This is a genomic window from Cohnella hashimotonis (assembly GCF_030014955.1).
Taxonomy (GTDB): domain Bacteria; phylum Bacillota; class Bacilli; order Paenibacillales; family Paenibacillaceae; genus Cohnella; species Cohnella hashimotonis.
The window spans coordinates 1,696,003-1,708,426 of sequence record NZ_JAGRPV010000001.1 but is presented as its reverse complement, the minus strand read 5'-3'; the positions used below and the strand labels follow the sequence as shown (position 1 = coordinate 1,708,426).

The window sequence follows — 12,424 nt, the reverse complement described above, 5'->3', positions numbered from 1 at the left end:
CCTCCCACGTTCCAATTAAGCAAAATCGCAGCGAACGTCTCTCAGCCCGCTTTTCGCGTTCTGATGTATTCGCTGCGCTTTGCGCCGTTTCCTGCTTATTTTCGAAGCTCCGCGCTGAAAGATTGTTCCAGCCGGGCAACGACGGATTGCTGTGCTTCGGCGATCTCCTCGTCGTTCAGCGTACGGTCGGGATGACGGTACACAAGCGAGAGCGCCACGCTCTTTTTGCCTGCGCCGAGGCGCTCTCCCGCATAAACGTCGAACACGCGGACGGACTCCAGCCATTCGCCCGCAGCCTGCTGCGCAGCCTCCACGAGGGACGCTCCCGGCAACGATCCGTCGACGACGACGGCCAGATCCCGCTCCGCGGACGGGAAGCGCGGCAGCGTGCTGTATACGATGCGGAAATCCGCCGCTTCATAGAGCGGCTTCAAATCGATCTCGGCGGCGTAGGCGTCGCCCAGATCGAACTCGCGTTGAAGCTCCGGATGCAGCTGGCCGACGTAGCCGATCGTAGATTCGCCGGACGCGGTCGCCAGCTTCAACGCCGCGGTACGGCCCGGATGGAAGTCAGCCGGCTGCGCCTGCTCGAAGCGGACCGCGCCGGTCAGACCGAGCCGCGCCAACAGCTTCTCGACGATGCCCTTCGCATCGTAGAAATCGTAGGCGGACGCCGTTTGGTTCCAGCCTGCGCCCAGACGGTTGCCCGTCAGCAGAAAGGCCAGCCGCGGATGCTCCGCGGGCAGGGTCGTAAGGCGTTCCTCCGCGGAATGGTACACGCTCGCGATCTCGAACACCGCGGCGTTCGCGTTGCGGCGGGACTTGTTGTAGGAAGCGGCCTCGAGCAGATTCGGCAGCAGCGTCGCGCGAAGCGAGCTGCGTTCCTCGCTCATCGGCATGGCCAGACCGATCGGCCGCATGCCTTCGGCAGCCCCGGACAGCTCCGGAAACAGCGCGGCGCGGCTTGCGGAGGTGACCGAATAGGTCACGGCCTCGCTGAGCCCGGCTTCCGACAGCAGCTTCCGAAGTTCCCGGCGGATCGACTGGGATTTCGTAAGCGCGCCCGTGGTCGTCGGCCCTTCGATGCGGGTCGTCGGGATGCGGTCGTAGCCGTTCAGCCGCGCAACTTCCTCGATCAGGTCCACCGCGCGCGTAATATCGCCGCGGCGCGTGGGCACTGTCAGCCGCCAGACTCCTTCGCCGGCCGGCTCGGCTGCGAACTGAAGCCGCGACCAGATCGTCTTGACTTCGAGCGAGGAGAGCGAAGTGCCGAGCATCCGGTTGATCCGCTCAAGCGAGAGTTCGATGACCGCCGGGGCAGGCGTTGCGAGGCGCACCTCGGCGACCCCGTCGGTGACGAGTCCGCCGGCCGTCTGCGCGATCAGCGAAGCCGCGCGGTCCAGCGCGCCGAGCACGCGATCCGGATCGACGCCTTTCTCGAAGCGCGCCGAGGCCTCGGAACGAAGCCCCAGCTGGCGCGAGGTTTTGCGAACCGGAGCGCCCGCGAACCGGGCGGATTCGAGCAGAATATCGACCGTGTCCGCCGTCACTTCGGTATCGAGACCGCCCATGACGCCGGCGAGCGCGATCGCATGTACGTCGTCGGCGATGACGGGCATGTGCGGCTCCAGCTTGCGCTCCTGTCCGTCGAGCGTGACCAGCGTCTCGCCTTCGTGTGCGAAACGAACGCGGACGGTGCCTTTGACCTTGGCCGCGTCAAACGCGTGCAGCGGCTGGCCGTACTCCAGCATGACGAAATTCGTGACGTCGACGACGTTGCTGATCGGCCGGATGCCGGCGGCGATCAGCCTGTTTTGCAGCCAGAGCGGGGACGGGCCGATCTTGACGCCCTTCACGGCGCGCATCGCGTAGTGGCTGCAAGCTTCGCCCGATTCGATGGCGACCGCGATCGCGTCCGCGGTCTTGTCCGCCGCGGGGTACAGCGCCTTCTCCGGCTCGGGCAGCGTCAGCGGCCGGCCGGTCAGCGCGGCGGTCTCGTAAGCGACGCCGAGCAGGCTCAGGCAGTCCGAGCGGTTCGGTGTCAGATCGAGCTCCAGCACCGAATCGTTCAGGCCGAGCAGGTCGGCGATATCCGTGCCCACCGCCGTATCAGCCGGCAGCACGAGGATGCCCTCCTGCAGCTCCTTCGGCAGCAGCTTGTCGTTGATGCCGAGCTCCCTTGCGGAGCAGATCATGCCCTGCGATTCGACGCCGCGCAGCTTGGCGCGCTTGATCTGCAGGTCGCCCGGCAGCTTCGCGCCGACGAGCGCGACGGGCACCTTCTGCCCGGCCGCAACGTTAGGCGCGCCGCAGACGATTTGCAGCGTTTCGCCGGTGCCCGCATCGATCTTGCAGACGTTCAGCTTATCCGCGTCCGGATGCTTTTCCTTTTCCAATACATAGCCGACGACCGTCTTCGTGACGCCTGCGTTGCGGGAAGCGACGCCGTCGATCTCGATGCCGCCCCTCGTGAGCAGATCTGCGAGCTCTTGCGGCTCGATGCCGCCGAGATCGATATATTCGCTTAACCATTGATAGGATACGTTCACGGGTTATACCGCTCCTTCCTTTTTCACCTTCGCTAAAATACCGGCAGCAGCCGTCACATGCGGGCGAATTGCCCGAGGAATCGCAGATCGTTGTTGTAGAAGTGACGAATATCGTCGATGTCGTACTTCAGCAGCGCGATGCGCTCGACGCCCATGCCGAAGGCGAAGCCGGACACTTGCTCGGGGTCGAAGCCGCCGTGCTCGAGCACCTTCGGATGCACCATGCCGCAGCCGAGAATCTCGATCCAGCCCGATTGCTTGCACATCCGGCAGCCTTGTCCGCCGCACTGCGTGCAGGTGACGTCGACCTCGGCGCTCGGCTCGGTGAACGGGAAGAAGCTTGGACGCAGCCGAATCTGAACCTGCGGGCCGTACATCGCCTGGACGAATTGCAGCAGCGTGCCCTTCAGGTCGCTCATGCGGATGTCGGGGCCGACGACCAGACCTTCGATCTGGTGGAACATGAACGAGTGCGTCGCGTCGTCGTCGTCGCGGCGGTATACGCGGCCCGGGCAAATGACCTTAAGCGGCGTCGCGCCGTCCGCGTTTTTCATCGCGCGGATCTGGACCGGCGAAGTGTGCGTGCGCAGCAGAATCTCGTCCGTAATGTAAAAGGAGTCCTGCATGTCCCGCGCCGGGTGATCCTTCGGCAGATTCAATGCCTCGAAGTTGAAATAGTCGGTCTCGACTTCAGGGCCTTCCGCAATCGTATAACCCATGCCGAGGAAAATGTCTTCGATTTCCTGCGTCACCTTGGTCAGCGGATGAACGCTGCCTGCCGCGACGCTCCTGCCCGGCAGCGTAACGTCGATCGTCTCCGCGGCCAGCCTCCGCTCCGTCTCGGCGCGATCGAAGGCGGCTTGCTTGTCGGCGAGCACGGCTTCGATGGCCGCACGCACGTCGTTGGCGACCTGCCCGATCACCGGACGCTCCTCGGCGCTGAGTCCGCCCATGCCGCGCAAAATTTCCGTAAGTTGACCTTTCTTGCCCAGGTAATGCACGCGCAGGTCGTTCAGGCGGCCGGCATCGGCCACCTCCTGCATTTGCGCGAGCGCCTCGACGCGCAGCGCCTCCAACCGGTCCTTCATGATGCCTCTCTCCTTCATCGCTTGGTCTATCGGCCGGCTTGCCCGTTGGCGAACCGACAAAAAAGGCCCTTCCTCCCCGTAAAAGGGACGAAAGGACCGTGGTACCACCCTAATTGGAAACTAGCTGACGACAGCCTGCCGGTTCGGCAGCGGCGTCAAGCCGGAATTCCCGCTCGAACGGCGTAACGGGCCGCTGCCGGTCCGCTCTACTGGCCAACGCTGCTTAGCATGGTCGGCGTTCAAGCGACTGCTCCGGAGTGAAATTCGGCAGCTCTTCTCCTCGGGCGCGCTCTCAGTCTCGGCGTACCCTCCCTGGTCAGGCAGGCGCTGCTTACTTGTCTCCATCGTCGCATTTATCCATTTTTGCTTTGAATTACTGACTATTATAGGGGAACGCGCCGCGTCAAGCAAGCGGGCATCGGAGACGGTCTCCGATTGATCGCTTCAAATTAGCTTTTTAAACAGGACTTCAAGCGACATCGATCTTTTTAACGTATTGTAAATCGGGGAACGCGCAAGCGCGCCCGAGCAAAAATCGTCAAAAGCCTTGTCCTCCAAGTCTACGTATAGAAAGACGGTCACCGTCATTTTGGTTATTCGCGGTTCTTCCTCGTAGCCTTTGACGCCAACCAGAGATAAAGGGTTCTCCAGAGAAAGGTTCAACACGCCCTCGATCTCTTCCACGACCGAGCCCCTATTCGGCCGCTCCAAAAACGCCAACAGGATGCTGCTGAGCACGGACCCCGCGAAATATTCAAGACTGGTGATCGGCTTGTATTCCGAGTCGAAGCTGATTTGCTTTTCGACGTGTACGCTGTTTTTATTCGTATAAATCTTTACGGAGGAGAGGTCGGCCGACGTGCCTCTAAAGTTCATATCGAATATCTTGGACTCGTACAAGGCGTTTAATCGTTCATCCGTTCGCTTCATGATGCTTGCTCCTTAGCACGGAAGCCGCTTCCGTTAGCGAACGAATTTTGCCCGCGATCGTCTCCAGTACATTGACGGGACTATTGGAGAAGGTAGCGAAGCCGCAGTCCGGATTCAGCCATATTCGATCGACCGGCAAGTAGGTCGCAGCCTCTTGCGCTTTTGAGAGGATCGAATCTATCGTTTCGACGTCATCCGTGCGCGGATTGATCGTGCCTAGACCGAGCGACGTATGGGCCGCAATCCTCGGATCGGCCAGCAAGGAGCTCAGCTCCCCTGCTCTTGGCGTCGAAAACTCAAGCGTCAGCAGGTCCGGATTCACTTTGGCGAACAACTCGAGCAGCGGCGTGTATGGGCCTGTCAACAACGTGCTTTCGTTTTTGCTCCAGTTGCCTCTGCACACATGCAAAGAAGCGACGGTCCGGGTTCGGTCTACGTGCGCCATGACCTGTCCAATCAAGGAAGCGGCGAATTCGAGCTCCTCCTTCGGATCCTTTCTCTCGGAGAGCGCCGCGCACATAAAGGATCTGGGCTTGCCCTCCGTGAATACGACCTCGGTCAATACCGGTTCGTCGAACTGGATCACGTCGACGCCGATGCTCGCCAGGTTGTCGATCTCTGCCTTCAAGATCCGGACGACATCCTGCCCGAGCTCTTCCTTGCCCCCGTAAGCCTGGCCGGAGAGATTCGGAAGCCACATCGATCGGGTCAGCAAATAGGGACCCGGCAACGTAATCTTGACGGGTTTGTCGGTGAGCCTTTTAAGCATCCGAAGCTCGCTCGCGACGATGTCCCCATCGTACTGCAGCTTGCCCGCGCAAATCGCGTTTTTAATGCTCACGGCGGGCACGTCCAGCGCGGTCAGCATATCCTCGAACGCCTTTTTATCGTCGATATATTCGAGCATGTCGCTCATGCTCATCATTCGAACGCCGCCGATTTTGCCAGCGACGAAGGATACGTAGTTATCCCGACCCAGCTCGCCGCTCGTGACGATATCGATACCCGATTCCTCCTGCAGCCGGACGACTTTGCGCGTTTCCGCCTCGATCAGCCGGTCGAAGTCGCCGGGTTCCATTCTTCCGCTTCTCGTCATTCTTAAGGCGCCAAGCACCTCTTTGGATCTGGGCATGCTTCCGATCAAGGAAACGGGGAATAGCGGCAACGGTTTTTTCATAGGTTCGATCTCCCGAAGTGAATATAAATAGGGAAAAGAGAAGTAGCGGAGGCTTCCACGCTTCTCTTTTCATCGGCCTTACGTATTCAGAAACTTTAAATAGCCGTTGGCTTCGCGCAGCTGGCTGAATCCCGAGATTCGGCCCTCCACCCATTCCTTCAAGCCCTCCATGTCCATCATCTTCCGGTGGGCTTCATTGCCGTAGTCCATCCGATGGAGCACGTTCTGCCATTCGGCGAATCGTTCCGACGAAAAATCGGGATGCGCCGTGAAAATGCAGTGGTCGAACAATGGCGTCGTATCTATGCACACCAGCTGGTTCTCGTCGACGGTGCCGTCCTTTTTCCAAGCTTCCCAGTTCAGGTCCAGCGCGACGGCGGCGTCGACCGTTCCCGCCGTCAATGCTTTCATCGCGTCCAGCTCTCCGCCGACGTGGTCGCCGTGGAGGCCGACGCCGATATCGAACCTTTGCTCCGTATAGTCCGCTCCGTATTCAAGTCCATGCCGATGCAGATGATTGATCGGAATTAATCGGGCTTGCGGAGAATCGACCGCGCCGAAGCCGATCGTCTTTCCTCTCAGTCCATCCAGCTCGGCGATGCCGCTGTCTTTTCGAACGACGAAGACGGTTTTTCTGTCACGATCCGTATCTCTCATGGAACCCATCAGGCACTTGCCGTCCGTCCTTAAATACGTATCCAGCCAGGCCAGCGGGGAATTCCAAGCGATGTCGATCTCCCGGCTCATCAGGCCGTCGACTTGTCCTTCGTAATCCTTATAGTAGACGCATTCGATCTCGAGCCCTTCCTCTTTGAAAAAATCGGAGATGATTCCCCAGATCACGGTAACCCGCGGATCGTAGATAACCGCCCCGACCTTAATCGGATCCTTGCTCAACCGCGCTCGCTCCTTTGCGTGTTTATGGGATCATCTGACCCGTCAATGCTTTTCCGAGCCAGACGGTCAGGACGTCCGCGCTTGGCGCCATGATCTGGCCGGCATAGGCGTCCCTGAGCAGCCTTTCGAGCGGAAGCGCCTTATTGTAGGCTTTGCCGCCGCCGACCCTCATGGCGAGCCTTCCGCATTCGATCGCGGCTTCCGAGGCAAAGATTCTGGCCGACAGAATCTTCGCCAACGCGTCGGCCTCTCCGTTCGCGCCCGCTCTGGCGGCTTCCATCGTAAGGGCTTTAGCTGCGGACGCTTGTTTGTAGATGCTTCCGATATGAATTTGGATCGTCTCGATATTGGACAACGTTCTCCCGTCGGGGTATTTTCTGCCCGAAGCATGCCCGCTGGCGATCTCGAATATATGCATGGCCGTACCGCTGTAGATCGCGCCCAGCCCCGTGATGAAGAACGGAGCGACGACATTGAATACTTGCTCCTGGCCCGAACCTTCCGCTCCGATGCGGTGCGTCGAATCCAGCGTTACATGATCGATGTTCACGGGACAAGACGAGTTGCCTCTCATCCCCAAGCCGTTCCATTCCGACAGTCCGAACGACAGGCCTTCTGACGCCAGCGGGAACACCCAGTTGTTGATTTTGCCTTCTTCGGCAGACGGCGCGAGCACGAGATAGTAGGACGCATAGGAAGCGGACGTGACCATGCTCTTTTTGCCGTTGAACGTGGTGTATTCGCCGTTAACCTCGGCAGTCGTTTCCGTAATATAAAAGTGGGTGCCCGTTCCGAATTCGCTGTAGGCCAGCGCCATGAACTTTCCGTTCTCGACGATGTCCGCAAAAACCCGCTTCTTCAGCTCCTCGCTGCCGTGCGTGACCAGGCACATGACTGCGACATTGTGCATCATATAGCAAAGCGCGGTCGTAGCGCACGTCTCCGCAAAAGCCAGGCAAGCCTCGGCATGCGCCTCCAGCCCCTTGCCCGAACCGCCGTACGCCTCGGGTACCAGCAGCTTCAGAAAGCCATGTTCGGCCAACGCCTTAAAGGATTCCTCCGGAAATCTCGATTCCGCGTCCGTCCGCTCCGTGAAGGGTTCTATGTAGGACTTTGCAAAAACCTTGCCTTCCTGATAAACCTGATTCATAAAAGTCCCCCTTCCTTCTCCATGCATGATGGAAAAGACGATGTGCTTGCTGCTCGACGACCATAACGAAATAAATATATCATAACCTTAATAGAATGGCGCGATTTTCGGGTCGCTCGCGACAAAACGAGATCAAACCGCGCCGTCGATTAATTCCTCTTCTACACGCGGCAAAGAAGCGCCGGAGGAATAGCCTCCGGCGCTCGGCGCGTTCAGGATATGACGAAGCGCTTTGAAATATTACTTGGCGCTGCGGTTCTGGAGCATGCGCGGATCCACTTGGTTGTCGAGCAGGAGCGGCGTCTTCGCTCCGCGCGCGATCTGTTCCCAGGCGACCATTTTGAAGTTCTGGTTGAGCTTTTTGCCGCCGTCGATATTGGTGTCGTCCTGGGCGATGAACACGCCATAGGGATATTGTTCGCCCAGCCCGAATCCCAGCACGTCGATGCCGTCCGTCACCGAGGTTCCATCGGTCGACGGGCCGTCCGCGATCTTGAAACTGTCGATGTAGGCATTGTCGCCTTCGCGATCATAGACCGCATAGCTGTCGCTGCCTTGGCTGGACGCGATCAAATAGCCGCGGCCGTCCGCGCCGTAGTAGATCGTCAGCCCTTCAATATCGTCCTGCAGCCGGCGGCCGTCCGCTTCGTCCACCGTAGACAGTGGATCGGCTCCCCCGTCCGGCTCGGCATCGTATTTATAGACCGCATAATCCTCTTCCGCAATATACATCATGCCGTATTCGTCATCTGCAACCAAGCCTTCCGATTGCGTAGCGAGCTTGAATTCGCGGACCAGCTTGCCCGCGAGCTTCCCTTTTCCGTCATCCTTCAGCTCGTACTGCTCGAACTCGCCTTCCTTGCCGAGCACCAGCGCATAGAACTTGTCCGTCCGCAGGCTGTGATACAGGCTGAATCCGTACACTTCCTCCATCTTGGCCTTGATGGGCTCCGCCACGATGTCGGTGAGCTCGCCGGTCGCACCGTCGATCTTGAAGATGTCGACCGTGTTCGTGGAACGGTTGGTCGCGCCGACGATATCGACTTTGTTGCCGCCGAGCCGGAACCCGTAGCGCACGTCAATGTTGTTCATCTTCCCGACCTTGTAGTTCTGAAGCTCTTTGCCGTTCAGATCGTAAACGAGGACGCCGCCGCCCTTGTTGGTCGCGATGATTTTAGATTGAGCGGGATCGTTCGGATCGAGCCAGATGGCCGGATCGTCGGCCGCATCCTCGCCATCCTCCACGGCGGCCGTCTCGGCCTTGGCGGTAACCGAATAAGGGACGATGATATCCGCCGGATCGGCGTACTTGGCATTCTCGTCGAGGATGGCCTGCAACAGCTTGGACGGGATATACATTTTGCCGCCGACGATTTTAACCTCGTCCGTCGTCTCGCCTGCCTTGCCGGCCAGTCGATAAGCCTTCTCGCCTGACGTGAAGGTGCCCGCGAGTCCGTTCTTCAGCTTGACCAAAGCGGATTTATCGTCGCTGTCCCAAGTGATCGTGGCGCCGATCTGATCCATCTGATTGCGGAGCGGCTCGTAGCCTTGCACCGTTGAGACCGTTGCCGCGCGAGCCGACGATGCGGCGGGGAGAATCGCGCCCGCGACGAGCAGCGCGGCCAGTGTCGTTTTCCAGGTTTGCATACGGATCCATGTTCCTCTCCATCGGTGATTTGCTCCACTTTATCCGATGGAGGTAAACACGGCATTAAACAAAGACGCGACTTTTGTAAAACCGATTCGCGTTGGAAGCTAACTTCGTTCTTCATTCGGACTATTTTTTTGGCTTCCCGCACGCATGATTCAGGCTTGCCGTCCCGGCGCCCAGCCGGAAGCTCGCCGCGAGCGCAGCGGCGACGAACGCCTTGGCGCTGCGGCAAGCGGCCGGCACGTCCCGGCCGAGCGCCATGGCTGCGCAGGCGGCTGCGGCGAATGCACAGCCCGTGCCGTGAGCGCCCGGGCCCGGCAGGCGCGGCCCGCGGAGCAGCATCGGCTCGGCGCCGCCGTCCGCCGCGCCGACCAATATATCCGTGCACGCGTCATCCTGGGCATGTCCGCCCTTAAGCAGCACATAGTGCGGTCCCCAAGCGAGCAGCGACCTGGCGGCCTCGACGCGGGCGCCGATCTCGGCGAGCTCCCCCTCGCGAACGCCGAGCAGGGCCGCCGCTTCGGGCACGTTCGGGGTCGCCAGCTCGGCCAGCGGGAGCAGCAGCTTCGCCGTCGCTTCGAATGCGCCGGGTCCGGCTAACGCGAAACCGTCCTTGGACAGCCGCACCGGGTCTACCACAAGCCTGCGGACGCCGAAGCGCCGCAGCACGCCGGCGATGGCCTCCGCCGCCGCCGGTGTTGGAACCATGCCGGTCTTGGCCGCGTCCGCGCCCAGATCGGCGAGCACACTGTCGAGCTGGGCCGCGATGAGCCGCGGCGGCATGGGCTCGGCTTGCTGCACGCCCAGGCTGTTTTGCGCCGTGACCGCCGTAACGGCGCTCATACCGTATACGCCGAGCTCCTGAAAGGTTTTCAAGTCGCCTTGGATGCCGGCCCCGCCGCCAGAGTCCGAGCCGGCGATCGTGAGCGCCCGGGCCGGGCCGCTTCCGCTCCCCATGCGTTCGGCGCCTGTCCGATCGGCCATCGCCGGCTCATTCATACGGACGTCGCCTCCTTCCGCTCGTCTCCTGCATAGTGGCCGAAGCGACCGGGCCGGAACGCGTGACTCGCCGCTTCGCCGCCTACGCCGCGCGCTCCTCCTCCCGCAGCCAGCCACCCCCCGAATGCGGCTGCCGTCGCCGGACTCAACAGGATGCCGTTGCGATAATGACCGGCGGCTACATATACGCCGGATCTGCCGGGCACGGGGCCGATCAGCGGCCACCCATCCAGCGTGGCGGGACGCAGCCCCGCCCAGCTCCGGGCCGGCGCGGCGCCGGCCAATCCGGGAAACATCCACCCGCTCGCCCGAACGAGCCTTCCGACGCCGCCCTCGGTCACCGTCCGATCGAAGCCGGCTTCGTCTTCGGACGCGCCGCAGACGAGCGAGCCGTCCGGCTTGCACACCCAGTACGCCTGCGCGCCGAATACGATATGTCGCAGGGAGACGGGCGCCGGGTCGTAGGCGCAAATTTGCCCTCGTATCGGATGAACGGGAATGCGCAGTCCCAGCCAATCCGCCAGCTGACCGCTCCATGCGCCGAGACAGCAGCAGAGGGCGTCCGCGCCGATCGTGCCGTATTCCTCGAAGCGGACGGAGAGTCCGCCGGACGCGCCTTGGTTCACGGCGGTCATCTCTCCCGCGTGCGGCAGCAGCCGCGCGCCGAGCCGCTCGCAGGCTCTTGCGAGCGCCTTGACCAGCAGAGGTGCCTGCACGTGCGCTTCCTCCGGACAATAGAGCGCGCCTGCAAGCCCTCGTGGCAAAGACGGCTCGAGCTGCGACAATGCCGTCTCGTTCAGCCACTCCATGCCCCTGCTTAGGCCCGACTGCCAAGCGAGCCGTCCAAGAAGCGACAGCCGATCCGCGTCGCGGTGGGCGACATGCAAGCTGCCCGATCGGACCAAGCCCGCGCGCACACCGGCAGCATCCTCGATCTCCGCCGTCCAAGCCGGATATCGGGCGAAGCTGTCCATGCAAAGTCGGAAAAAGGCGTCGGGACTGTCTCCGTTTTCGTAATAAGGCGCGAGCATGCCCGCGGCCGCTCCCGAAGCTTGCCCGCCGATCTCGCCGCGGTCGGCGATGATCACGCGCCATCCTTGCTTCAGCGCTTCATAGGCGCAGGACAAGCCGACGATGCCGCCGCCCAGCACGAGCAAGGTCCGCTTCAAGGCCGAATCCCCCCTGTCGCCGGCGGCCTCGCGAACCACGCGCCGGCCTCGTCGCTGCTCGCCGAAGCGTACGCGCGCCGAGGGATTCGGCCTGCCTGCCGCGACAGCCATCCGGCCTCGACGCCGAGCCTCATAGCTGCGGCCATAGCGACAGGATCCCGCGCCTTTGCCACGGGCGTATTGACCAGGATGCCGTCTGCGCCGAGCTCCATCGCTGTCGCGGCGTCGGCGGCCGAGCCGAGCCCTGCGTCCACGATGACGGGTACGCCGGCCTGTTCCGCGATCCAACCTAAACTGTAAGGGTTGAGAATGCCGAGCCCCGTGCCGATCGGCGAACCGCCCGGCATGACGGCCGCGGCTCCCGCCTCCTCCAGCCTTAACGCCTGCATCGGGTCGTCGGACGTATAAGGCAGGACGGTAAATCCCTCGCGCGCCAGGCGTTCCGTCGCCTTCAGCGTCTCGACCGGGTCGGGCAGAAGCAGCCGCGGATGTCCGCTGATCTCCACTTTGACCCAATTGCCGAGGCCCGCTTCCCTCGCCAGCCTGGCGATCCGGACGGCCTCGTCCGCCGTCGACGCGCCTGACGTATTCGGCAGATAGACCAGGTCCCTCCCTTCCGTATGCCGCAGCAGCGGGTCGTCCCCGGCGTCGTCGAGGTCGACTCTGCGTACCGCGAACGTAACGACTTGCGCGCCCGAAGCTTCCAGCGCCTCGCGCATGACGGCAGGACTCGGATATCGTCCCGTGCCCAAGAACAGCCTGGACCTGAGCGCGATGCCGCCGATCGCTAGCTTCGAAGATGGTGCGTTCATCG

Annotated in this window: 10 protein-coding genes; all 10 read right to left on the bottom strand. The window is 61.6% G+C overall.

Annotated features, from left to right (window positions below; all coding sequences use genetic code 11):
• Window positions 1-95 precede the first annotated feature (95 nt).
• The 10 genes from pheT to KB449_RS06555 all read right to left on the bottom strand — a co-directional run bounded on the left by pheT (window position 96) and on the right by KB449_RS06555 (window position 12,422).
• On the bottom strand, window positions 96-2,549 hold the full coding sequence (gene pheT, locus KB449_RS06600; protein WP_282907616.1) for a phenylalanine--tRNA ligase subunit beta: 2,454 nt from the start codon (window positions 2,547-2,549) through the stop codon (window positions 96-98).
• Between the two features lie 53 nt (window positions 2,550-2,602).
• Window positions 2,603-3,637 (bottom strand): phenylalanine--tRNA ligase subunit alpha, encoded by a 1,035-nt coding sequence (gene pheS / locus KB449_RS06595; RefSeq protein ID WP_282907615.1) that lies wholly within the window; start codon window positions 3,635-3,637, stop codon window positions 2,603-2,605.
• A 444-nt stretch (window positions 3,638-4,081) separates the two neighbouring features.
• Window positions 4,082-4,567, bottom strand: a complete 486-nt coding sequence (locus KB449_RS06590) for an OsmC family protein (RefSeq protein ID WP_282907614.1) — start codon at window positions 4,565-4,567, stop codon at window positions 4,082-4,084.
• On the bottom strand, window positions 4,551-5,744 hold the full coding sequence (locus tag KB449_RS06585; protein ID WP_282907613.1) for a cobalamin-independent methionine synthase II family protein: 1,194 nt from the start codon (window positions 5,742-5,744) through the stop codon (window positions 4,551-4,553). Before KB449_RS06585 ends, KB449_RS06590 begins: the two co-directional genes overlap by 17 nt.
• Before the next feature lie 78 nt (window positions 5,745-5,822).
• Window positions 5,823-6,641, bottom strand: coding sequence for a phosphate/phosphite/phosphonate ABC transporter substrate-binding protein (locus KB449_RS06580; protein ID WP_282907612.1), 819 nt, complete (start codon window positions 6,639-6,641; stop codon window positions 5,823-5,825).
• Between the two features lie 22 nt (window positions 6,642-6,663).
• Window positions 6,664-7,791: an acyl-CoA dehydrogenase family protein gene (locus tag KB449_RS06575; protein ID WP_282907611.1), complete on the bottom strand. Its 1,128-nt coding sequence runs from the start codon at window positions 7,789-7,791 to the stop codon at window positions 6,664-6,666.
• Window positions 7,792-8,031: 240 nt separating this feature from the next.
• Window positions 8,032-9,438 (bottom strand): phytase, encoded by a 1,407-nt coding sequence (locus KB449_RS06570; RefSeq protein WP_282907610.1) that lies wholly within the window; start codon window positions 9,436-9,438, stop codon window positions 8,032-8,034.
• A gap of 130 nt (window positions 9,439-9,568) precedes the next feature.
• Window positions 9,569-10,441: a bifunctional hydroxymethylpyrimidine kinase/phosphomethylpyrimidine kinase gene (gene thiD, locus KB449_RS06565; protein ID WP_282907609.1), complete on the bottom strand. Its 873-nt coding sequence runs from the start codon at window positions 10,439-10,441 to the stop codon at window positions 9,569-9,571.
• On the bottom strand, window positions 10,438-11,610 hold the full coding sequence (gene thiO, locus KB449_RS06560; protein ID WP_282907608.1) for a glycine oxidase ThiO: 1,173 nt from the start codon (window positions 11,608-11,610) through the stop codon (window positions 10,438-10,440). Before thiO ends, thiD begins: the two co-directional genes overlap by 4 nt.
• Window positions 11,607-12,422: a thiazole synthase gene (locus tag KB449_RS06555; protein WP_282907607.1), complete on the bottom strand. Its 816-nt coding sequence runs from the start codon at window positions 12,420-12,422 to the stop codon at window positions 11,607-11,609. The genes thiO and KB449_RS06555 overlap by 4 nt, the downstream gene beginning before the upstream one ends.
• Window positions 12,423-12,424 lie beyond the last annotated feature (2 nt).

What these genes read in the sequence shown, in the direction of transcription:
- KB449_RS06570 (WP_282907610.1), bottom strand. Translation starts at nt 9,438, where the DNA reads ATGCAAACCTGGAAAACGACACTGGCCGCGCTGCTCGTCGCGGGCGCG.
- thiD (WP_282907609.1), bottom strand. Translation starts at nt 10,441, where the DNA reads ATGAATGAGCCGGCGATGGCCGATCGGACAGGCGCCGAACGCATGGGG.
- KB449_RS06585 (WP_282907613.1), bottom strand. Translation starts at nt 5,744, where the DNA reads ATGAAAAAACCGTTGCCGCTATTCCCCGTTTCCTTGATCGGAAGCATG.
- pheS (WP_282907615.1), bottom strand. Translation starts at nt 3,637, where the DNA reads ATGAAGGACCGGTTGGAGGCGCTGCGCGTCGAGGCGCTCGCGCAAATG.
- KB449_RS06590 (WP_282907614.1), bottom strand. Translation starts at nt 4,567, where the DNA reads ATGAAGCGAACGGATGAACGATTAAACGCCTTGTACGAGTCCAAGATA.
- KB449_RS06575 (WP_282907611.1), bottom strand. Translation starts at nt 7,791, where the DNA reads ATGAATCAGGTTTATCAGGAAGGCAAGGTTTTTGCAAAGTCCTACATA.
- KB449_RS06555 (WP_282907607.1), bottom strand. Translation starts at nt 12,422, where the DNA reads ATGAACGCACCATCTTCGAAGCTAGCGATCGGCGGCATCGCGCTCAGG.